Genomic DNA, 21,027 nt, shown 5'->3' with positions numbered 1-21,027 from the left:
AGGACAAAGTAGTGATGTCTCTTCGTTATGCTTCCGTTTTAACGGCTCTAGTTTTGGCATTCAGCAGCACCATCGCTAGTACAGAGCCATTACTGGCGCAGATGGGTCCCCAGGATGACACCGCAGAGATGGGATCCCGCCGCGAACGGAGCGGACTGGGCTGGTTGCAACAGCTCAATTTGACGCCAGAACAGACTCAACGCTTGCAAGCCATCCGGGCTCAAAATCAGCCTGGGATCAGACAGCGAACACAGGCTTTGCGCCAAGCTAAGCAAGAATTGCGACAGCTGATGGCAGGCACGGCTCCGGCGAGTCAAGTGCAGACAAAGTACCGTCAAGTGCAAGCGCTGCGGCAGGAAATTGAGCAGCTTCGCTTTGACAGCATGATGGCAATGCGTGAAGTGCTCACTTCTACGCAGCGGCAACAACTGGCTCAGCAACTCGATGGGCGGCGGCAGAATCGTCGCAACCGTGCGGCTTCTGAGCAGCCGTAGGCTTATAGAACCTGTAGGCTCTCCACCGAAAAATGCCATAAGATAAGGCGTCGTACCCAATGGGGACCTGCCGTGCGACGACGCCTTGCAGCGCTTCTAAGCGCCATTTTCTGTTTGGGGCTGGTTTTGTCCCTGAGTAGCACACCGCCCCGAGCTCAGAGTTCACCGAGTGAGGCAACGGCGCGGGGGCGAGGCGGAGCGGCGACAACCGAAAGCATCTATGCCACTCAAGCCGCCATTGGTATTCTCAAAGCGGGGGGCAACGCTGTCGATGCAGCTGTTGCTGCTGCTGCAGTGCTGGGTGTGACTGAGCCCTTTTCGGCGGGCATTGGTGGTGGTGGCTTTATGCTGCTCTATCGCCAGTCTGATAAACAGGTGATCACGCTGGACGGACGAGAAAAAGCGCCTGCCTCAGCTCGGGTTGATATGTTCAAAAACCCCGATGACCCCGCAGGTGGCAATTTGCCTTTTTCCCCCAACCGAATCAGCAATGGCTTGGCCGTTGGCGTTCCTGGTACGGTTCTAACTTGGGTGGAAGCCCTCAATCGCTATGGCACGTTGAAGCTGGAACAGGCACTAGCGCCAGCGATTGATCTAGCAGAAAAAGGGTTTGAAGTTGACGCAACCTTTGCTCAACAAGTCGCTCAAAATCAAGCTCGTTTTGCAGCCTTTGCTCCGACTCAGGCGCTCTTTCTGCCCCAGGGCAAACCGCCTCAAGTTGGCACTCACCTCACGAATCCGGATTTGGCAAAAACCTATCGTCTCATTGCTCAGAACGGCCCTAATGTTTTTTACCGAGGCGAAATTGGCAGAGCAATTGTCGAGACTGTACGCAAGCCACCGACCGTTGCCAACCCACCCTTTCGCGTGCTGCCTGGCAGCATGACCCTGGCCGATTTGGATCAGTACGATCTGCGCATTCGTCCGCCAGTTAGCATCAATTATCGGGGCTACCAGCTTTACGGTATGGGGTTGCCCAGCAGTGGTGGCATCACGAGCCTTGAAACCTTAAATCTGCTAGCTACTCAAACTTTGGCGTCTCCAGCTTCGACCTCAGACCCAGTGCAAGCATGGCATTGGCTACTTGAGGCTGAGCGTTTAGCCTATGCTGACCGCAATGCCTACTTGGGCGATCCAGAGTATATAGATGTGCCAGTAGCCGGGTTGCTCAGCCGCGATTATGCTCAAATTCGCCAGCAACAAATTGGTGCTAGGGCTCCGGAGGGCAAAATGGCATCTGCAGTAGCGGGTGAGCCTTGGCTTTACCAAGATGACCCCAGTCCGAGCCGGATGGCGATGCCAGTCGCGCAGGCCCAGGACCATGAGGGGCTCTCGACCACGCATCTGACTGTAGCCGACCGTCTTGGCAATGTGGTCAGCTACACACTGACGATTGAGACTACAGGCGGATCGGGCATGGTAGTTCCAGGCTATGGCTTCTTGCTGAACAATGAACTGACCGACTTTGATCCAGTCAGCCCTCATGCAAATAGTCCTGAACCGGGCAAGCGTCCCCGCAGTAGCATTGCACCGACCCTAGCCTTAGCCCCCGATGGCCGCGTGATTGCTTTCGGTTCACCGGGCGGCTCTACCATTATCACCACGGTTCTAGGCATCGCCATGAACCTGATTGATTTTAGGCTACCCCTTGACCAAGCAATTACCGCGCCCCGTCTGTCCCAGCGTAACGGCGAAGTGACCCAGGTGGATGGCGGTTTCGCCACTAGCAGAGTGGGTCAGGCTTTGGCTGCATTGGGACATAAGTTTGAGTCATTGCCAGAAATTGGCGCAGCCAATGGCATTGTGATCAATCCCGACGGCACGATGCTGGCAGCAGCAGAACCGGTCCGTCGAGGCGGTGGCTCTGCAATGACTGTTGCTCCTCTAGGAGAACGCTGAAAGTGGCTAAACCCAAAACTTTAAGTTGCGCTCGAACTTAGATGATGCTTTTATAAAGCTCGGTTAAGCCAGGGCTGGCGGAGATCTTTGCAATGCCAAAACCGGGTAAGTTTGCTTTATCTTTTTGGTTTTGCAAGGCTTCAGTAATGTTACCTGTTGTTGTGTCTGAGGACGCGATCGACCCGTTCAATATCAGTGGCGGGACCGTCATAGCTCAGGGAATGTATTTTGCTAGCACCCCCTATCAGTTGGTCAGTGTTTTTAGCAGTACTAAAAAGCTGTTAGCCCATGCCTTAGGTTGTCGGCTACTGCGCAAAGGCTTGAAGGTTGTGATCAGTGAATCTGAGAACCATTACCGAGTCTGGGCCGACCGCCAAGCGCTGGTGCAGTTGAAGTGTAACCCTCAAAGCCAAGACGCTATCTGCCAGGAACTGAGCCGTTCAGGTTTCTAAACTAGAAGCGCCTTTAGAAGTGAGGCCAGGAAAGAGGGGTGCAACTTCCTTGCCGTATTTGACTAGGTAGTCACGGAAAGATGTGCCGCCAGTGCCAATCTGAACACCGACCATCTCCAACTGCTGAACTGCTAAACCGAGATGCGCTTGATGAAATCGGTTTTGTAGTTCCTCGTAGCTTCGCATCGACTTGAGCAGCGCACTGGCCTGAGTGTGAGTCTGCAAATAAGCGATGCGCTCTGCGGTGGATTCACCCGGTGCCCGACTGAGCAGAGTTTGGTAGTAAAACGCCAGGCTGTGCTTGTGGTAGCGCTCAAACCAGGCTGCGACTTCAGCTCCGTAGCGCCGGTCGAATTCAGTCTCAGCAACGTGAGGTTTGCCCTCGTCGTCGTTAGTGCCGCCCGTCCAATAGGACTTAGCTACGCCGCTCATAACTTCCAATTGGCGGAACTGAAAAGATTGAAAGCCACTGGTTGGACCAATGGTGCTGCGAAACTCGATGAAGGCCCGCATGGTAGTGAGAATGGGCATGGTCATTACGACTACTTCGTAGAGCCGGAAAACGCGTTTGAAAAAATAGCACGCCTCACGGGTATCGCCGATGATCGGGTCTTGAGGATCGGTAAAGGCAGTTGCAATCGCTTCTAGAACTCGATCCAAATCAAGAATCATCTGATGAAACCCGAGTTCACAAATCTGGTGAACGGCGATGAATAGGTCCTCGTCTTGAGATGCGGTGAGTGGTTTTTTGCAGCTCAGTAGCGCCTCAATGTTGTGGTAACTCCAATAGTGATTTTGAGTTACATCCACTGTTGGATCAAGTGGCGTTAGAGGCTGTGGTTTATAAGATTCAGACATAGTGTTTTACTTAGAAGTTCTACCTGAAAATTTTACCTGAGGTTTTCACTGGAGATAATTTGCCTGATCACTGAGCCAACCAACTTGAAATGCCCAAAAATCAAGGATTAATCTGAGCATTTAGCACTTATTTGAGTGCCCAATGCAACTCAGATGAGCTGTATTGTAAGCTACGAACCGCTTAAGTTCAATCGAGCAGAATTTCTCAATTCAAAGTGTATTCAGACGAACGATGGTTGACCTTTTTACACTCAAAGATTTTCGCTTAGAATCAGGGATTGTGCTGCCACAGGTTCAGTTGGCTTACCAGATTAGCGGCAAGCCAAACGGCAGCCTGCCCATTTTGACCTGTACGGCCTTTTCTCAAACCTACGATGATTTAGCCTATCTACGTAGGCCTGGGTTGGCATTAGATCCTGAGCAAAATTGGTTAATCCACACTGAGCTACTGGGTAATGGGCGTAGTAGTTCGCCTAGCAATCTGCCCCCACCGTTTGCAGGTCCTGACTTTCCGGCTGTGACCATTCGAGACAATGTCCGTCTGCAAGCAGCCCTGCTCGATCAATTGGGCGTTGCTCAGGTTCAGGCAGTGATAGGGGCTAGCATGGGCGGTCAGCAGGCAATTCAATGGGCTGTGAGCTATCCGGAGCGGGTTCAGAAAGCGGTAGTGATTGTAGGCAGTTGCCGCACCCATTGGCATGGGCAATTGTTTTTACACTCTCTCGCGAACTGCATCCAATCGGATCCCAAATTCAACAATGGACGCTACATTACACCGCCCCTAGTCGGGCTTTCTCGTATGTCTGAGGCTTGGGCACCCTGGGCCTTTTCGCCAGAGTTTTATGCCTTGCAGGCATATCAAAATTATGAAGACACGTGTGCGGGCTCTCTAGAGGATTTCCTGAGCAAATGGCGCACCCGTTATCACCTGAAGGATGCCAATAATCTACTGTGCCATCTGCAAACTTGGGCTACCCATGACGTTGCTCTTACCCCTGGTATGGAGGGATCTTTAGAGCAAGTGCTAGTACAAATCAAGGCCAGAGTTCTATTTCTGCCTAGCCGAACAGATGCCTATTTTGCTATTTCAGATGTTGCGCGAGAGGCTGCTTTAATTGCCCAGGCGACCGTAGCAGTGATCGAATCGATCAGTGGTCATGCTGCGGGCTTCGGTCGAGCTTTGACTGACCGTAAGCAAATTAACGTAGCCATTCTCGACTTCTTAGCAGAATGATTTTGGCCCAACTTGAATTAATCCACTCCAATCAGTTCACTCTAAGCAACTAACTTCAACCAATTGACCTGAGACTGGCCTCAAGCAATTCGGGTGATTTTTTGATTGAGCCGAGGTTTGCCGAAGCGCTCCCAAGCACTTCCGCCTCGTAGGAACAATTCCATCCAGCGCTGCGGTTCGGCTTCACCAGGTGCGGACCAGCCGGAACTGCCCGGTGCAAAGGCTAATGTCCCTTCTGGAACTTTGAAACTGCCATCGGAATAGACGGCATCACTCACAGCATCTCCTACCCGAATCACCACTTTGGTCTGTGGCTCTAACTGAATGGTGTGGGCAGGAATGGTCGTTTTGAGGTTGCCGTAGCCATCGACCCAGGCAACTCGGTCTGAGGGAACATCGGGAATCTGCTCAGGCGTCAGAAGCTCTCCCAACAGCTTAAAGTCTTCGTTGGCTAGAGCCGCAGCCGCAGGCGGAAACACATCTCGTGACCGAAACTGTGAGCCACCCCGGTCGACGTTGACAGTGTGGAGAACCTTCGCGTGATGCTTGATGAAGGAGAGCGTATAGCCTGCATTGACGCCTACAACTTTGACGCCATTGGGCAGGAGCGCATAGGTCAGCCCCTCCCCTTCGTTATCGCGTCGGGCTTCGGGGTCATCCTGGCGAGGTGCGCAGTTGTGGTAAATCAACCGCTCTTTAGGACCAGGATTTAAACCGAGCTGGGCAATCCAGAAGCCGGTGGCAAGGGTGCTGAAAGGCGGCACTGACAGCAGATGCAACTGCGCTTGAGGTAGAGCCATTTGCAGGCGTTGAGCCACTTCTGTAAAGGCTGGGTCACCTGTACCATAGTCCGCGATCAGGCTGATAAACATTGCGCTCTTATTGCACTCTCTGCATCAGGGCCAAAGCAGTTTGATAGTAACCTACCTAGGCTATGACCAATTAATCCTAGGGCTAATATCTCGGTCCTAGAAGGCTCCAAAGGCTCAGCCGAAATCCTGAGCTGGAGCAGAGGGGCTGAATGCTGAGAGATAAGTTCCTAAGCAGGTTCGGGTTCGGGTGCAGTAGGAGCTTAAGTTAGGGCGTTGGTTAGGACTTTAGAGTTCCTGCTGTGAGTCGGCAGGAAGAGCAAGTATGGGAGAAGAGTCAGTATGGTCTATGTCAAACCGAATGAAGCTGCTTGGATCGCTCTAGGCGCAACTCTGGGTAGTGCACTGTCGGTCGGGCAGTCTTTGTCTTTAGACAAGGTTATCCCCGGTTCTGTGTTGGACAGGCAAAAAAATGGTGCTGGTATAGCCTTTCGGCTTGGTTTTCAGGGGGTTATTCATTCCTTTCAGCTTCAGCCGTATGCTCAGTCGATTCAGGATGAGCTTCACCAGAAGAGCCAACGCTGTTTTTGGCTTGCGCAGCAAAACATTGCCCTGGACTGTCGGGAAAGCTTGATGCAATTATCACCTCGTAAGTATCGAGGGCATTCCATTTATCCAGCCGAGTATCGCAATGAGCTGCAATGGCTTGATCAACATCTAGAGCAGCTAGCCGCAAACTTGAGCCAGGTTAGCTCGCCCGCCACGGGCGAACCTGTGAATCACCCCTCAAGACAGACCCTTCAGGACAACTCACTCCTGAGTCCGGAGGCAGAACTGCCTGAGGACCTAGTGACTGTAGTCCGAGACCAGTTATTACAGGCGGCTCTCCAAACCTCCTTGGGTTTAGTCCCCACCCGTTATCGAGAGGGGCTCCAGGCGCACTTGTTTGCGCAGCTATGTGCGGCTTTTGTTAGCGAATTGAAAACCAATGAACCACTGGCTAAGCGGGTCGAACAACAATTGCTGGTTCAAATTAATGCCCATCTAGTTACTGACTATCTAGTAGAGCCAATCACGATCCAAGATCTTGAACAATGGCTGACTGTAGCGGCTCAGCAATCTGTGAGAGAGGTCAATGGGGTCAACCAGCAAACGCCCACTCAGCGAATCACGCCTGACAGACGCTACTTTGTGAGCGAGGGCCGCCTCTGCCGCTGTCCAAATCCCCTCCTGGATGAAGTGACTCGCTCCCGCTTGCATGAAGATCTGGTCAATGCCCAGAGCACGGCAGAGGCAGCCCTGCGCTCTGGAGACGCAATGGCTCTACGGACTGCCAGAGCGCGGGTGCGAACAGCCAAAGTCGCTTTGGGGGAACGGGGGCCAGTCTGGTGGACAGACGGAGCCCCCGACTATAGCGATCAGTCCGTGGAACAGACGCCCTACGCTGACTGGTATGCGTCGTCGTCAGGTTGAATCTGCTTTGAGTAAAGCCCCTGATGGGTGATCTGTCTAACTGGCCCGTTTAACTTTCCTGGTTAACTGGCCTGTTTAACTGGCCTATTGAACTGACTAGCATCAGGGGGCTGTTGTGGCCAACGGATAATCAGACTCAGGTTTGCGAGCTCAGGTTTACGGGCTCAAGTTAGCGGGCTCAGATTTACGGGCTAGCCGGACCACGCCAACGTTTGACGAACTCATCCAAAGTTGCTTGCGGAATTTGGCCTTGCAGCCAGGTTAGAGCTTGGTCTTGGTGGGGTTGCTTGTTGTAGAACTTGCAGACATTAATCAAGCTGAAGGGCGGCGGCGAGGGTGGCGGTGCCGCCTCCAACTCTGCCCAGGTCCGAGGACCGACAACACCGTCCATGGGTAGGCGCTTGGCCTGCTGAAAGCGCATTGCCGCTTTGGTCACACTAGGGCCGAACATGCCATCAATGGGACCTGGGTCAAAGCCAGCCTTTTTCAGAAGATTCTGAAGCTTGGTGACTGTAGCGCCTTGATCCCCCTCTGTCAAAATTGTGGTTTCTGCCATAGTTTAGGGCTCCTAATTCTTGTAAGGAATGCCTTGTTAAGTTTAATCGCGTTAACCAATTCCAGCGCTCTAGCCAGCGCTTCTTCGCTAGAGTTTTTGCCTGAATCGCGTTGAACACCAGCCCCTCCCTTGTCCCTTAGTTGATTCACAGGGCTAGTGATTCACCTAAACCAAATGCCCAAAATATTCCTCAACATCGAGGAATAGAAGAGAAACAGAAAGTAAATAAATATAAGCAATAAATAGCAACGAAAAACTTCTGGCTGCGAGGCAAGGCGCAACCAGAAGCAGTGGAGTGAGGTGAACGTTGTTGCTAGCAACCAACTCCGGAGTGAGGGACTAGGGTTCTTACTAGAACTGTTCTCACCACTTCTGAAAACTTAGCTTAAGGTCATAATGTGACAGCCAAAAGGCAATCTGGTGACAATGCAATGACAGCCTGTATGGCAACCTGAAAGGGCAATAGGGTTGCGACGACGAGTGTCAAAAACGGAGGTCAAAAATTGGGGCTTTCGGATCATCTGCTTTTGGACTCAGTGGTTAAACCTCAAACGACAGTTGCCTTGTGTAGCCTCAGCGTTCCTTGTGGTTTAGCGTCCTCGCAGGGCAACAACTAGCAGCACAAAGAAGACCAGAGCTAGCAGAAAATCGAACTTCTCTTGGTCATTCTTGAACTTAAACGGTGCCATTATCCCTCCCCATGTACTTCGGGCATTCAGCGCCAGGATGCCCTAAACGCTCCATTTAACCTGCCCTAGATTCTAACGCCTGAATCAGACCCCCCAACCCACAGACAGTAATAACTCTCAACATCTCTATTGGTCTGGAATTGGCCTGGATGTGATGAGCAGATTACAGGCTCGGTTGAGTGTAGCCGATCCTGGTTAGGATTGCAGTAGCTTGTGATTAAATAAGCCCCCATAGTAGAGATGCGTTCCCTAAGACCTCGAGATTTCATTAATTTGGTGCATACATTGGAGCTTGAGTTGGCGTTTAGCTCGCGTCGATTGTGGCGTTGGCTGCTGCTGTTTTTTGCGTCCCTGTTAATGGTTGTCGGTCTAGCCGCCTGTCAGCCGCCACCCGCAAGTAACACGACCGCTGAGCAAGGCGGCGGCAACAGTCCTGGCAATGCGCCTCAAGCCGTAGTAGTGTTTGGCAGAGGCGGGGATTCCCCCACGCTCGACCCGGCAGTTGCTACGGATGGTGAGGCTTTCCGAGTGACGCGCAACATTTTAGAAGGCTTGGTGGACCTCGAAGATGGCACCACCAACGTTATTCCCAAACTGGCAGAGTCTTGGCAAGCCAGCCCGGATGCGACAACCTACACCTTTAAGCTGCGGCAGGGGGTCAAGTTCACGGACGGCACTGATTTCAATGCCGATGCTGTGACCACCAACTTCAAACGCTGGCAGTCTGGTGGTAAGAACGAAAGCTTCAGCTACTTCAACGATGTGTTCGGCACTGATTTAATTCAGTCTGTTACCGCCGTCGATCCCAACACAGTTGAATTTAAGCTGTCGAAACCGTTCGCGCCCTTCATCGCCTGCCTGGTGTTGCCGCCTTTCGCTTTCAATTCACCCGCTGCGATTGAGAAGTTTGCCGATAAGCTCAACGAAAATCCTACCGGTACCGGTCCCTTCAAACTGGTGGAATGGAAGCGCAATGAGAGCGTGACCCTAGAGCGCAACCCAGACTACTGGAATCCAGAAGAGCCCAAAGCCCAACGGGTGATCTTCCGAGCCATTCCTGAAAACGCCACTCGTCTGACCGCCCTCAAGAGCGGTGAGATCGATCTGATGGATGACCTCGATCCTGATGCCGTCAGTCAGGTGAGCAGTGACAACAATTTGGAATTGCTGAAGCGCCCGAGCTTCAATGTGGGCTACATCGCCATGAACAATACCAAGAAGCCTTTCGACAACCCGAAAGTGCGGCAGGCTTTGGCGCATGCAGTCAACAAGCAAGCCCTGATTGATGCCTTCTACGGTGGCAACGCCATTCCAGCGGTTAACCTGAACGCCCCTTCGTTGCCCAGCTACAACCAGGATGTGCAGGACTACGCTTATGATCCAGACGCGGCTAAGAAGCTTTTAACTGAGGCCGGTCTCCCCAATGGCTTTAAGACTGATTTTCTAGCCATGCCTGTGCCTCGCCCATACATGCCGGATGGTCGCAAGATTGCTGAGGCGATTCAGGCCGATCTTGCCAAGATCGGAGTTCAGACCAACATCATCAGTTACGAGTGGGCCACCTACCTTGAAAAGATGCGGACGGGTGACTATCCGGTCGGTTTGATCGGTTGGACGGGTGACTACGGCGACGCCTCTAACTTCCTGAACGTGTTGCTCAACGGTGCCAACATTCCTGGCAACAACTACAGCCGTTACAACAACGCGCAGGTCAATAAACTGCTGGACGAAGCTCAGACTACGGCAGACGAGACCAAGCGTAATGACCTCTACAAGCAGGCACAGGCGGTTATCCACCAAGACTTGCCAGTAGTGCCGTTGGTCCATTCCACGCCTCTAATGGCCAGCCGCAAGACTGTGGAAAACTTTAAACCCAGCCCAGTGGCCGGTACGGAATCAATGGCCGAGGTCACGACGTCCAGTTAAGCTTCCCTAAGTCTTTAGCTTGAGCATCCGCCTGAGTGTCCTTAGCCTGAAATACAATCTCAACTACAGTCTCAACTACAGCCAGAGCTTATTGCTCTAAAAGCTAGATTGTCCCTACAGGGTTGACGTATTGACCCTTGCTAGAAAAGCGACGCTAGCACTGTAGGGCTTTCTGTTTGCACTAACGTACTACTTTGAGGATGCCTGGGGTTGGAGGGCAAAATATTAGCGGTAAGCAATGATCTGGGCAACAATAACAGCCGTTACGATAAGCCTCAAGTCGATTCGCTGCTAAACCAAACTCTCCAACGACTCTGCAACAGATAAGACCAAACGCGAAGACTGCCAGTGCCCAGCTTAGCCAGTGCTTAACTTAGGTACTCATTACCTTAAAACTGCTGGGGCTCGTGACCTATAGCATGCCCTACTAGTGGCTGAGCCTCTGAGCTTAAGCTTTCTCAGTCAGCAGTGAGACCATGCCCAAGTTCAGTGCCCAAGTTCAGTGCCCAAGTTCAGTTTGACTGCTTATCCCCCTAGAATCAGCCGTGCTGAGATATACCCTCCAGCGCCTTGTTCAGCTCATTCCTGTGCTGATTGGCCTATCGATCGTTGTATTCCTGCTCATTCATCTGATCCCCGGCGATCCGGCCCAGGTGATTCTTGGCCAGCAGGCTTCTGAGACTACAATCGAAAATTTTCGCGAGCAGTATGGCCTCAATCGCCCACTGCTGGTGCAGTATTTTGACTACGTTGGTAGCCTGCTTCAGGGAGACCTAGGCACCTCCCTGCGTACGCGCACGGCAATCTCTCGTGAGATTTTGCCCTACCTCAGCGCTACGGCAGAGCTAACTTCGGTCGCCATGATCATCGCCGTGGTGGTCGGGATCAATATTGGCATTTTGGCCGCGTGGAAGCAGAATTCTGTAGCCGACTATGCTTCAACGGTGGGAGCCTTGATAGGCGTTTCGATGCCGGTGTTCTGGCTAGGGCTGCTGGAGCAGTGGCTATTTGCGCAAACTCTAGGTTGGCTCCCCTCTTCAGGTCGCACTAACCCGCGCTATCCAGTCGAATCAATCACTGGCTTCTATCTGATCGATACCTTGGTGCAAGGCCAGTTCTGGCAGTTTGGCGATGTGGTCGCCCATCTGGTTCTGCCGGGAATTGCCTTAGGCACCATCCCGATGGCAATCATTGCCCGCATGACCCGCTCCAGCATGTTGGAGGTGCTGAAGCTAGATTACGTGCGCACAGCCCGCGCCAAAGGCTTGCCGCCCTTCAAGGTGATCTACTTGCATGCCTTGAAAAACGCCTTTATTCCCGTGTGGACGGTGATCGGCTTGCAGTTTGGTTTCCTGTTAGGGGGAGCGGTGCTAACCGAGACCGTATTTGGCTGGCCAGGAGTTGGGCGCTACATCTACGACGCCATAAGCTTCCGCGACTTTCCTGTGATCCAATCCGGTGTGCTGGTACTGGCGATCATTTTCGTTGTGGTGAACCTTCTGGTTGACCTGTTTTATGCTTTCATAGACCCGCGCATTCGCTACCGCTGAGGCCATGACCCAAGAAGTTCAGCCTGCTGATAATCCGCCGCAGGGTGCGCAGCAGGGCGTCGCTCTCCCCATTATTCCCCTATCGCCCAGCCGCAAGGCACTACAGACGCTGCTACGCAATCCAATTGCGGTTGTTGGTGGGCTAATCCTTCTGCTGTTCATTCTGATCGCTCTATTTGCACCGCCCATTGCCCCCTACGGTTACGAGACTACCGATCTGGCCAACCGCCTTTCGCCACCCAATAGCCGGCACTGGTTTGGCACCGATGACTTGGGCCGAGATACCTTCAGTCGCGTGGTCTATGGATCGCGGGTATCGTTGCAAGTCGGGGTCTTTGCGGTGTTGGGGGCCTCAGCGCTAGGTACCCTATTGGGATCTGTGGCGGCTTACTACGGCGGTTGGGCTGACCTGATTATTTCGCGGGTATTCGATATTCTGCTGGCGTTTCCCAGTGTGCTGCTGGCAATTGCTGTGGTTTCTGCACTAGGACCATCGCTGCAAAATGCTCTGGCGGCGATTGCGATTATCAACGTGCCTACGTTCGGGCGTTTGGTGCGCGGCCAGGTATTGCGGGTGCGCGAAGAAGTCTACGTGCAGGCGGCACGATCAATTGGTATGGGCGATGCCGGAATTTTGTTCGCTCACATCCTACCCAATACTTTGGCGCCGATTTTGGTGCAGGGCAGTCTCAGCGTTGCCACGTCGATTTTAGAAGCGGCGGCTCTGGGCTTTTTAGGACTGGGAGCCCAGCCACCTACGCCAGAGTGGGGCAAGATGCTAGCGGATTCCCGCCAATTTATACAGCAGGCCCCCTGGACTCTGATCTTTCCCGGCGGAGCGATTATGCTGACTGTGCTGGGTTTTAACCTGGTGGGAGACGGCCTGCGCGATGCCCTTGATCCGCGCTCACAAAAGCGCTAGATACTGGCTGGGTTATGAAATAGCTCGGTGATGAAAACCAACGCGGTGCGCGTTCTAGATAACTTGGGGATCGATTACGAACTGCGCACCTACGAAGTCGATCCCGATGACCTGGCTGCTGAAAGTGTGGCCCATAAAATTGGTCTTGCTCCAGAACAGGTATTCAAAACCCTGGTTGTGCGAGGCGATCGGAACGGTATCTGTCTGGCTGTGGTTCCTGGTAATGCTCAACTCGATCTCAAAGCGCTGGCTCGCTTGAGTGGCGATCGCAAGGTAGATCCAGTTGCCCTCAAAGAAGTTCAGCCGTTGACTGGTTATATCCGGGGTGGCGTTACGGCGCTAGCTTGTAAGAAAGACTACCCAGTTTATGTTGATGAACTGGTCGAGCTATTTGATCAAATCTCAATTTCCGCTGGCGTGCGCGGCACGCAAATTTTGCTGTCTCCTGCTGACTACCTGCGAGCGGTAAACGGCACGTTAGGGGCTATTGCACAGGACAAGACTTAAGGGCAAGGCTTAGCTGGAATCTGAACCCTCAGAACTTACTACCGAATTGACTAAAACGCCCCTTGCACTACGAACAGGGTTTCGGAGTAGTAGACAACCGCTTGAGCAAATTGTATAGTTTGAAAAGAGCGACCTCCTGCTAAAGGTAAAAGGGCAATGAGCTTCTAGATTTGTAAGGTTAATTCAGACGGATTCACGGGCTTGCAACTGACTTGAGCCCAGTGAGACCTGTCTGATTCAGTGCCTGAGTAGACTAGTTAGCCCTTGCAATAAGTTTCCCCAACAATGAAGTTTTAATCCCTACCCCTAAAAACCAGATCTGTCCGGGTCTACTCGTAGCAAGTTCTTAACAGAACGGCTATTTAGTGTGCCCCTTGACAGTCTTTTGGCGCAATCGTTTTGCGAATTGGTGCATTGTTGACTGCACCTCAGTTGTAATTTGATCGTGGCTTGATTTCACGTAAGAACATTTGGCCATTCTTCTAAAAGCTTGGCCTCTCCTAAACTCCACAAAGAGGAGAATATATGCTGCATGTGCAAAATTTGCAGGTCAACTTTGGCTTGCAAGAAGTTTTGAAGCGAGTTTCTTTCGATTTAAATCCAGGTGAAGTCATGGCGATTACAGGCCCGAATGGCTCAGGCAAAAGTACCTTGCTGAAGTGCATTGTTGGTTTGCTGCTACCTTCGGCTGGCACAATCCAACAGCGTCGGGATCTGACACTAGCATTTTTGCCTCAAGAAAGGGCACTTGAACCTCAACTGGCAATGGAATTTTTGCTGTTGGACTGCCCCAATGTGCGAGCTGCATTTCAGCGAATCCAGCACTGCGAGGCTTCTCTGGACTACGCTGACGCCATTCATGAATATGCTGAGGCAGGTGGCTACGAGTTGGAAACTAAGCTCAAGCGCTTGCTGCCGACCTTTGGCTTCTGTGAGCCGGATTTGCTACGTCCGCTCGCCAGCTTCTCAGAAGGGCAACAGCAGATCTGGTCGATCATCCGGCTGTTCTTGAGCAACAGCACGCTGCTGGTGCTTGATGAACCGACCAATCATCTTGATATTGCGATGCAACTGTACTTGGAGGCTGCTATTCGTCGAGAGAAGCAACTGGGCCGATCCTTTCTGGTGGTTAGCCATGACCGGGTATTAATCGATCAGATTGCGGATCAAACTCTCTATTTGAACCAGGGCGAGGCTGTAATTGTTCAGGGTGGCTATTCTCAAGTCCTGGCACATCTTGACCAGGATTTTCGCAGCCGTCAGGAGCATGCTCAAGAGATTCAGCGCAAAATCAAACACCTAGAGCAGGAGGCATTGCGTAAAAAAGTCTGGTCGAATCGTAAGGAAAAGGAGAAGATCGGCGCCCTGGATAAGGGTTTCATTGGAGCACGGGCTGCCAAATTGGCGAAGCGAGCCAAAGTTGTCGAGCACAGACAAACACAAATGATCGAGCAGCTAAAGCAAGAAAAACCATTTGTTGAGAAGAAAATCAAGTTGGCATTTGAGCCTTATGTCGTGACTAAAAAGTGGGTATTTCTAGCTCAAAATCTCAGCAAGCGTTTAGGAAAACGCCAGCTTTTTCACAATCTCAACTTAGAACTGATGACTCAGGATCGGGTAGGTATTGTTGGCCCTAATGGCAGTGGCAAAACTACCTTGGTCAATTGCCTACTAGGTCATTCTCTGCCTGACGCTGGTCAAATCAAGCGCAATGAGAGCGTGCATTGGCTTTATATTCCACAGGACGTACGCGAGTATTTCCGAGAGGAGATTCTGTTGGACAATTTCAAGGACTATGGCTTGGAGGAGCCTGTTGTTCGTCAGTTTCTAGGAGCGGCCAAATTGCGACGAGACAGAGTTGTGCAACCTATTTCGACTTTGAGTGCTGGTGAGTTGATGCGAGCAGCTATTGTTAGTGTGCTGCTAGCAAAAGCCGAGTTTCTCCTGCTGGATGAGCCCACCAACCATTTAGACATCGAATCTCTGGAAGTACTGGACGATTTGCTCAGCCAATTTCCTGGTGGTTTGCTGTTTATTAGTCATGACCGTCGATTCATCGCTAGGCACGCTGAACAGATCTTTTCGTTTCGGGAAGAGAGGTTACTCCTTACCCCGTGATTCACCTCTATATTCTCGCTCTGTCCTTAGACATATATCCAAAGAAACAGTCTCAAATCAATCGCCTGACGGATGGACTTCCGTCAGGCTGAATCATAGTCTCAAATTGCGTGGCAGTAACTACCCTTAACCTCAATCCATATCTGAGGAGAATAAGCATGACTTTAGAACTAAGTGAGAACATCGCATACGTTATTCTGAAAAAAATCCAGGAGAGCCAGGATAACAAGACGTCAGTTAGCTTTAGCGGAACTGACTTTGCAGGCTTGGGGTGCAGCAAGACTGCACTGCTTGCTCACTTAGATTATCTAAATCAGAAGCAATATATCAATGCTGAGTTTACAGGCAACGCTTACGCCAACCAGGACGATGTGCCAAGCGCCACTGACCCCAGTGAATTTGACTTTAGGATTGCTAATACCTTTGCTGCTTCCGATGGTCCCCTGCCCCATGTGATTGACTTTTCTGGTCATGCAGAACTAACAGAACGGGGACGCAAACTATTGACCAAAATGGATGAAAATCCTCCTAAATCAATGGAGCATGGCCCCTCTGTACCCATTGCCACAGAGGAAATGTCTTTCCTGGAGAAAGTAATGCTGCGGGGCGAACTGGAGGACATTTTTGACGCTAGAGACGTCGCTGAAGTGGTCTTCCGAACTATGCGTGACATGATGCCAACTGAGGTATCAGATCGAGTAGAAGCAGAACTACACGACGAGGCAGTGCAAACGGATGACAAAGCTTTGCAAGGAGAAGTTGCAGAGCTTTGGAAAGATACTAACCCTCTGGTGAGCTTCCTCAGTCGCATTCGGCCAGCACTACACATCAAACCGGAAACATTCTTGTTTAGAATTCGCCAGGAAGCCGGTTTACCCCGTGGTATCAGCCCAGAAGAGGCGATCCGAGCAGTCTTTGCAGCTACGAAGGATGAACTAAGCTCAGAGCGAATCCAGGAAATTGCAGGCTTTTTGCCAGGCGAAATTCGTCAAATGTGGGAAGCGGCTTAATAATCTAAAATTGACATTGGCTAAGTGAGTTAATCCCAAGAGTAAGAGAAGAGTAGAGGATCCGGAGTGGGTAGACGCCCACTCTTTTTGTTTCTGAGTTTATGAGCGTGTACTTTGACTTTACGCTATCCAAAATTGTTTGGATTTGGTTATGCAGCCCCTGTAGACCTAAAATAAAGGACGCAGAAAAACTTGGGTAAAGTAATAGGTATTGCCCGTACGCCAGACACCAACCCCGCTCTGTGTGAAAGCTGGATGTAGGATGTTCTCGCGATGGCCTGGGCTATCTAGCCAACCCTGAACAGCGACAGTAGCAGGGTCTGGAGCGTTGGTATTCTTAGCCAAATTCTCGCCCACAACCCAATAGGCAATTCCAACCCCGCGGACGCGTTGAATGACTGTGTCACCCGCTGGACTAGTGTGGCTAAAAAAACTTTGCCTAGCCATTTGCTTACTGTAATTCCGGGCCACTTGCATCAATTTTTCATTACTCTGCAAAGGCCCTAAGCCCTTGGCCTGCCGGACTGTATTAATACGTTGCTGAACACTGGTTTCTATCTCAGCAATAGCCGGAGACTGAGCAAGGGTAACGATAGTTGGCTGCTGTGTGAGGCTCGGTGGCAATGAAGGTGGCAGCCACTGAATTGTGGGTGTGCAACCAGACAAGAGTGAAGTGAGCGAAACCAGTGCAAAGCAGTTTCGCCATTGTTGCTCAGGAAAACTTGCTGGTTTGACCGATATTGCTGAACGATGAGCAGGCATGAAATGTAGATTGCCTCGTTGAGATCAAGGTTACAAAGTTGCAACCTATCCCTTTGAATGATTCCTGCTGAAGGGAAAATTTCTGCATCACCCTTCACCCTGCCTGACCTGAATAAAAACTGCCTCTATCTACAGTTAGGTTCAATGAGCCTTCTAAAGCAGGTTGAAATCATATTGAGATCTGCTAACCTTTTGGGAATACTAAACATAGACGGTTTTGAGCTTTTTATGGCATCTGAAAAGATTGATAGCTCAGCCCGAGCTGTAGAGGCATTTCAACAGTTGGATGTTGATACTCAGCTTGCTCTATTGTGGTTTATTTATACTCAAGTCAGAGGTCCTGTTCACCCGTCTTCTCCCAGCGTAGCCTCACCCGAAGTTGCCGATGGGCTGATTGAGCAAATCCGCCAAATGCCAGAAGCTCAGCAATTGGAAGCACAGCGTGAGATCGTCGGCCGTGTTGATACACCAATTAGTCGGGAATATGGTGCGTTAAGTGCAAATACCAAGTTAACCTTTTGGCACCATCTTGCTCAAGAAATTGATCAGGGAAAACTTATTGCCTTCCCTGATAACTATAAGCTTAAACCGGAAGCTCAAAACTTGATGGCTGCAATCCAGAGTTTAGACTACGGTTTGCAAATCCAAGCTTTGCGGGATGCTGTAGTGTCGATGGGAAGTGACCCTCAGGCTGTATCTAAACTCATAGATCCGCAGCCCTCTCAGCCTTTATGATTCTGTTTCGTTTAACTTCTCTCTTTAGATGGGTATATTAACCTGCCCTGAGCTAGTTTAAACGCTAGCTTTTTTTTGTTAAATTTCAATTGTTAATATCGTTTGAGGTTCCAAATGACATTTGCGGGCGACGACACTGTTAAACAACAAGCTCAAGCCTTCCAGAATTTAGAGGTCGATGAGCAACTAGCTTTGTTTTGGTTTATCTACACCGAGATGGGTAAATCAATTACGCCAGCTGCTCCTGGTGCAAGCACTGTCTCTACTTCAGTAGCTGAATCTCTATTTGAGCAAGTCAAAGGCATGTCCCACGAGGAACAGCTGCAAGTACAACGGGATCTGATCAACCGAGCTGATACGCTAATCGGTCGTGAATATGGTTCCATGAGCGCCACTACCAAGCTGCTGTTTTGGTACTTGCTATCTCAAGGAATGGATAATGGTACGATCATCCCAATGCCTGCTGACTACAAGCTTTCTTCTCAAGCCGAGGATTTGCTGAACCATATCAAGGCGCTAGATTTCGCACAGCAGATCACAACCTTCAGAGACTACGTTGAACCAATGGGAGCTGAGCCCAAGGCTGGAGCTGAAATCTAGAAGTTGAGCAGTTTTGACTCTCCAAATTCCCTTTTCAATTTAGAGAGTTAAACAGTTCACTTAATCTGCAGAAGAGTCCGCGCAAGCGGGCTCTATTTGTTGCCTGTTGCACGCAGAAACTCCTGAAGATTGATCAAATGCAGCTGTGAAGCTTCAAACGCAGAACTTCAAGTTTTGAAGGCTTTCTGATATCGCTGCGTCTCCTCAATTGGTTGTAAGGCGCTTAATAAGCTTCTTGATAGAGCTGGTTGAGCAGTTCAATCCATCGTTAGACTGGCGCCATCTGTTGAGACTTATCACTATCCTCAAGCCATAGTTGTGTACCAATCTTGTAATTGGCTACTCGTATGCCCAGCGAATTAGGTACCCGTCCAGCAACCCCGAGGACTAGGGGAATTGCCACTGTTTTTACCATGACGGGCTGGACCAGCTTTTTGCTTCAGCTTGTACTCTTGGTTATCTCTGCTCTGACTTTGTTGTTCTCTCTATCTGGGCGTAATCTTAATACCGAAAGTAGTAACTCCGGTGCTGGCTTGGGTATCATCCTGGCAGTAGCTGGTCTTTTGGTCTTGGTCTTTAGTATTTACTGGTCTTTTCAGTACACACGCCTGGGAAAACGGCTGAAGCTCTCCAATCCCAGCATGAAGCCCAAGCGCGAGAGTGTTGCTCGCACTTTGAGAATTGGCTTGCTCATTAACCTGCTGGGTATGTTGCTGACCTTCCTTGGGATTGAGATTACAGTTGTGACCCTGCTAGGAAAATCATTTGCTCAATTCCAACCGGCAGCCTTCTACGATCCTAACCAGTTCATCCGAGCGTTTGATATTTTTGTCGTCCAAACGAATGCCAGCATTTTGGCTGCCCACTTGGGTGGCACCTTAGCATCGCTGTGGTTGTTCATCTGGGTACATGGACAGGAACCCGTACGGGAATAGCGGCGTGCCTAACTGAGCTATCCCAAACTTGGGGAAACTTTGGGCTGTACAGAACAAGTAGGCACATCAATATTAGATGTGCCCGCGAGACCAGTCATTGACCAGTTATTGAAATGTAAAGGCTGAACTACTGCTGCCTGGTACAGAGCTTGTGCCACACCAAGCTGCAGGAATAACTCAAGAATCGCTGTAGCTTGTCACGCAGCTCACACACCAGATCTTAGACAGCTTGGCTCTCAAGAACTCGGTCTGGTGTTAGTTCGATTGGGGGCTGAGGCAGCTTCTCCTTAAGCTGGGTGCGGTGCATAACCCTGCGGCTATTGGGATCAAATGGATCGCGGCGGTGCATTGTGCAACGGTTGTCCCAGAAGACTATGTCGCCAACTTGCCAGTCGAGCCGCCAGGTCCAGTCAGGGTGGATAGCACGGCTCCAAAGTTCGTTGACGATTTCCTCACTTTCTGGCACAGGCAAACCGCAAACATAAGCATTGGGACGACGGCCAATATAAAGGGCCTGACGTCCGGTCTTGGGGTGAGTGCGGACGATCGGATGGATCGGCCCTGGGCAAGTGACAACATCTGTGACCGGCTGCTTGCCCAAGCGTAGATCCCCTGCAGCGTTGACGCTGCCGTCATGTTTGATGCTCAGGTGCTCTACCTTGCGTCTCAGTTCACTAGGGAGGTGTTCCAAAGCAGCATACATATTGACGAATTCTGTGCTGCCTCCTACCGGTGGCACTTCAAGGGCATAGAGGATGCTGCCAATCGGTGGAACCTCTTCATAGGACATATCAGAGTGCCAGGTAACCTCTTTGGCACCTAAGTTGCCAATCGGTACACCATTCTCAATTACGTTGGAAACGACCAGAACTTCGGGAAAACCTTCAACCCAATAGCGGTTGCTAGTGCCTATGGGTGGGGCATCAAGTTCGCCGAAGTGCTTGCTGAAGGCTACCAGCTCAGCATCCGATAAGTGTTGATTACGAAAGAGCAAGATCGAGTGCTCGTACCAAGCCTTCTCAATTGCACTAGCGGTAATATCGCTAAGCGGTTGAGAGAGATCGATGTCAAAAATCTCAGCTCCAAGCGCTGGTGATAGCTTGCGAATGGATAGGCTCACAGTAGACTTCCCTCACCATTTTTAAGGATAGACTAGCCACTAACTATCAGTTATGGCGCTTGACCAGGGGAATAATACCATACGTCTATGTGACCGCTCTCACATAGACGTATGGTATGCAAACAATGGCACGACGAATTTATGTCCCAAATAGTATTGTTGGCGTAAACGTAGCATTTCAGTGGCCAACGATACATATGTTTTCAGACATGGTATGGTTAGATCCAACCTGAGCAGGACATAAATGACTCATAGGTTTTTAGTCCAATAACTCTGTACAGGTAAAGTGGGGTAGCTTCTAGGCTAAGGGGTTGTGGACTTCTCAATTGCCTCACCTGGCATTTTCATTATTAATGCAGTTGGTTATAGAGGGCCCAA

Annotated in this window: 19 protein-coding genes; 14 read left to right on the top strand and 5 right to left on the bottom strand. The window is 50.8% G+C overall.

The features are described 5' to 3' along the window. Positions 1-14 precede the first annotated feature (14 nt). From H6F94_RS24780 to H6F94_RS24770, 3 genes are all read left to right on the top strand, one after another. Positions 15-494: a Spy/CpxP family protein refolding chaperone gene (locus H6F94_RS24780; RefSeq protein ID WP_190804958.1), complete on the top strand. Its 480-nt coding sequence runs from the start codon at positions 15-17 to the stop codon at positions 492-494. Positions 495-566: 72 nt separating this feature from the next. Further along, positions 567-2,393 carry a gamma-glutamyltransferase gene (gene ggt / locus H6F94_RS24775; protein WP_190804957.1) on the top strand — a complete coding sequence of 609 codons (1,827 nt, stop codon included), beginning with the start codon at positions 567-569 and terminating at the stop codon, positions 2,391-2,393. A gap of 146 nt (positions 2,394-2,539) precedes the next feature. Continuing rightward, positions 2,540-2,845, top strand: coding sequence for a hypothetical protein (locus H6F94_RS24770; RefSeq protein WP_190804956.1), 306 nt, complete (start codon positions 2,540-2,542; stop codon positions 2,843-2,845). On the opposite strand, the gene H6F94_RS24765 is transcribed toward H6F94_RS24770, so the two are convergent. Next, positions 2,834-3,703, bottom strand: a complete 870-nt coding sequence (locus tag H6F94_RS24765) for a tryptophan 2,3-dioxygenase family protein (RefSeq protein WP_190804955.1) — start codon at positions 3,701-3,703, stop codon at positions 2,834-2,836. The two genes, H6F94_RS24770 and H6F94_RS24765, sit on opposite strands and share 12 nt — an antisense overlap. 232 nt (positions 3,704-3,935) lie before the next feature. Between H6F94_RS24765 and H6F94_RS24760 the strand changes: the two genes are divergently transcribed. Next, positions 3,936-4,937: an alpha/beta fold hydrolase gene (locus tag H6F94_RS24760; RefSeq protein ID WP_190804954.1), complete on the top strand. Its 1,002-nt coding sequence runs from the start codon at positions 3,936-3,938 to the stop codon at positions 4,935-4,937. Positions 4,938-5,017: 80 nt separating this feature from the next. Here H6F94_RS24760 and H6F94_RS24755 read toward each other — a convergent pair whose 3' ends face one another. After that, positions 5,018-5,809 carry an SAM hydrolase/SAM-dependent halogenase family protein gene (locus H6F94_RS24755; protein WP_190804953.1) on the bottom strand — a complete coding sequence of 264 codons (792 nt, stop codon included), beginning with the start codon at positions 5,807-5,809 and terminating at the stop codon, positions 5,018-5,020. 279 nt (positions 5,810-6,088) lie between these two features. Between H6F94_RS24755 and H6F94_RS31820 the strand changes: the two genes are divergently transcribed. Further along, a complete protein-coding gene (locus tag H6F94_RS31820; RefSeq protein WP_199320651.1) occupies positions 6,089-7,219 on the top strand; it encodes a hypothetical protein in 1,131 nt (376 codons plus the stop codon). A gap of 184 nt (positions 7,220-7,403) precedes the next feature. Here the strand turns inward: H6F94_RS31820 and H6F94_RS24745 are convergent, their stop codons facing one another. Beyond that, positions 7,404-7,775, bottom strand: coding sequence for a peptidoglycan-binding domain-containing protein (locus H6F94_RS24745; protein WP_190804952.1), 372 nt, complete (start codon positions 7,773-7,775; stop codon positions 7,404-7,406). A gap of 929 nt (positions 7,776-8,704) precedes the next feature. On the opposite strand from H6F94_RS24745, the gene H6F94_RS24740 reads away from it, so the two are divergent. The 6 genes from H6F94_RS24740 (at position 8,705) to H6F94_RS24715 (ending at position 16,497) form a co-directional block, all read left to right on the top strand. Next, on the top strand, positions 8,705-10,390 hold the full coding sequence (locus H6F94_RS24740; RefSeq protein ID WP_190804951.1) for an ABC transporter substrate-binding protein: 1,686 nt from the start codon (positions 8,705-8,707) through the stop codon (positions 10,388-10,390). A gap of 545 nt (positions 10,391-10,935) precedes the next feature. Continuing rightward, the gene (locus H6F94_RS24735; RefSeq protein WP_190804950.1) at positions 10,936-11,940 is read left to right on the top strand and encodes an ABC transporter permease; all 1,005 of its coding nucleotides are present in this window, start codon (positions 10,936-10,938) and stop codon (positions 11,938-11,940) included. A gap of 4 nt (positions 11,941-11,944) precedes the next feature. After that, the gene (locus H6F94_RS24730) at positions 11,945-12,862 is read left to right on the top strand and encodes an ABC transporter permease (protein WP_190804949.1); all 918 of its coding nucleotides are present in this window, start codon (positions 11,945-11,947) and stop codon (positions 12,860-12,862) included. Positions 12,863-12,892: 30 nt separating this feature from the next. Continuing rightward, entirely contained in the window at positions 12,893-13,369 is a 477-nt protein-coding gene (gene ybaK, locus H6F94_RS24725) for a Cys-tRNA(Pro) deacylase (protein ID WP_190804948.1), read from the top strand. A 525-nt stretch (positions 13,370-13,894) separates the two neighbouring features. Next, a complete protein-coding gene (gene abc-f / locus H6F94_RS24720) occupies positions 13,895-15,487 on the top strand; it encodes a ribosomal protection-like ABC-F family protein (protein WP_190804947.1) in 1,593 nt (530 codons plus the stop codon). A 158-nt stretch (positions 15,488-15,645) separates the two neighbouring features. Continuing rightward, on the top strand, positions 15,646-16,497 hold the full coding sequence (locus tag H6F94_RS24715) for a DUF2267 domain-containing protein (protein ID WP_190804946.1): 852 nt from the start codon (positions 15,646-15,648) through the stop codon (positions 16,495-16,497). Positions 16,498-16,665: 168 nt separating this feature from the next. Here H6F94_RS24715 and H6F94_RS24710 read toward each other — a convergent pair whose 3' ends face one another. After that, positions 16,666-17,259: a CAP domain-containing protein gene (locus H6F94_RS24710; protein ID WP_190804945.1), complete on the bottom strand. Its 594-nt coding sequence runs from the start codon at positions 17,257-17,259 to the stop codon at positions 16,666-16,668. Positions 17,260-17,316: 57 nt separating this feature from the next. On the opposite strand from H6F94_RS24710, the gene H6F94_RS24705 reads away from it, so the two are divergent. The 3 genes from H6F94_RS24705 (at position 17,317) to H6F94_RS24695 (ending at position 19,529) form a co-directional block, all read left to right on the top strand. After that, positions 17,317-17,994, top strand: a complete 678-nt coding sequence (locus H6F94_RS24705; RefSeq protein ID WP_199320650.1) for an orange carotenoid protein N-terminal domain-containing protein — start codon at positions 17,317-17,319, stop codon at positions 17,992-17,994. A 114-nt stretch (positions 17,995-18,108) separates the two neighbouring features. Further along, positions 18,109-18,594, top strand: coding sequence for an orange carotenoid protein N-terminal domain-containing protein (locus H6F94_RS24700; protein ID WP_190804944.1), 486 nt, complete (start codon positions 18,109-18,111; stop codon positions 18,592-18,594). Positions 18,595-18,941: 347 nt separating this feature from the next. Then, positions 18,942-19,529 (top strand): DUF3611 family protein, encoded by a 588-nt coding sequence (locus H6F94_RS24695; RefSeq protein WP_190804943.1) that lies wholly within the window; start codon positions 18,942-18,944, stop codon positions 19,527-19,529. A 220-nt stretch (positions 19,530-19,749) separates the two neighbouring features. On the opposite strand, the gene H6F94_RS24690 is transcribed toward H6F94_RS24695, so the two are convergent. Next, positions 19,750-20,649: a TauD/TfdA dioxygenase family protein gene (locus H6F94_RS24690; protein WP_190804942.1), complete on the bottom strand. Its 900-nt coding sequence runs from the start codon at positions 20,647-20,649 to the stop codon at positions 19,750-19,752. Positions 20,650-21,027: the final 378 nt, after the last annotated feature.

Source organism: Leptolyngbya sp. FACHB-261, from assembly GCF_014696065.1.
Classification (GTDB): domain Bacteria; phylum Cyanobacteriota; class Cyanobacteriia; order FACHB-261; family FACHB-261; genus FACHB-261.
The sequence above is the reverse complement of the archived record's forward strand: the minus strand, read 5'-3'. Positions and strand labels throughout refer to the sequence as shown.

Excerpts from the sequence above, each read along its gene's own strand:
- H6F94_RS24755 (WP_190804953.1), bottom strand. The coding sequence starts at position 5,809 with ATGTTTATCAGCCTGATCGCGGACTATGGTACAGGTGACCCAGCCTTT.
- H6F94_RS24705 (WP_199320650.1), top strand. The coding sequence starts at position 17,317 with ATGATTCCTGCTGAAGGGAAAATTTCTGCATCACCCTTCACCCTGCCT.
- H6F94_RS24730 (WP_190804949.1), top strand. The coding sequence starts at position 11,945 with ATGACCCAAGAAGTTCAGCCTGCTGATAATCCGCCGCAGGGTGCGCAG.
- H6F94_RS24765 (WP_190804955.1), bottom strand. The coding sequence starts at position 3,703 with ATGTCTGAATCTTATAAACCACAGCCTCTAACGCCACTTGATCCAACA.
- H6F94_RS24695 (WP_190804943.1), top strand. The coding sequence starts at position 18,942 with ATGCCCAGCGAATTAGGTACCCGTCCAGCAACCCCGAGGACTAGGGGA.
- H6F94_RS24760 (WP_190804954.1), top strand. The coding sequence starts at position 3,936 with ATGGTTGACCTTTTTACACTCAAAGATTTTCGCTTAGAATCAGGGATT.
- H6F94_RS24715 (WP_190804946.1), top strand. The coding sequence starts at position 15,646 with ATGACTTTAGAACTAAGTGAGAACATCGCATACGTTATTCTGAAAAAA.
- H6F94_RS24745 (WP_190804952.1), bottom strand. The coding sequence starts at position 7,775 with ATGGCAGAAACCACAATTTTGACAGAGGGGGATCAAGGCGCTACAGTC.
- H6F94_RS24700 (WP_190804944.1), top strand. The coding sequence starts at position 18,109 with ATGACATTTGCGGGCGACGACACTGTTAAACAACAAGCTCAAGCCTTC.
- abc-f (WP_190804947.1), top strand. The coding sequence starts at position 13,895 with ATGCTGCATGTGCAAAATTTGCAGGTCAACTTTGGCTTGCAAGAAGTT.
- H6F94_RS24780 (WP_190804958.1), top strand. The coding sequence starts at position 15 with ATGTCTCTTCGTTATGCTTCCGTTTTAACGGCTCTAGTTTTGGCATTC.
- H6F94_RS24740 (WP_190804951.1), top strand. The coding sequence starts at position 8,705 with ATGCGTTCCCTAAGACCTCGAGATTTCATTAATTTGGTGCATACATTG.
- ybaK (WP_190804948.1), top strand. The coding sequence starts at position 12,893 with ATGAAAACCAACGCGGTGCGCGTTCTAGATAACTTGGGGATCGATTAC.
- H6F94_RS31820 (WP_199320651.1), top strand. The coding sequence starts at position 6,089 with ATGGTCTATGTCAAACCGAATGAAGCTGCTTGGATCGCTCTAGGCGCA.
- H6F94_RS24710 (WP_190804945.1), bottom strand. The coding sequence starts at position 17,259 with ATGCCTGCTCATCGTTCAGCAATATCGGTCAAACCAGCAAGTTTTCCT.
- H6F94_RS24770 (WP_190804956.1), top strand. The coding sequence starts at position 2,540 with ATGTTACCTGTTGTTGTGTCTGAGGACGCGATCGACCCGTTCAATATC.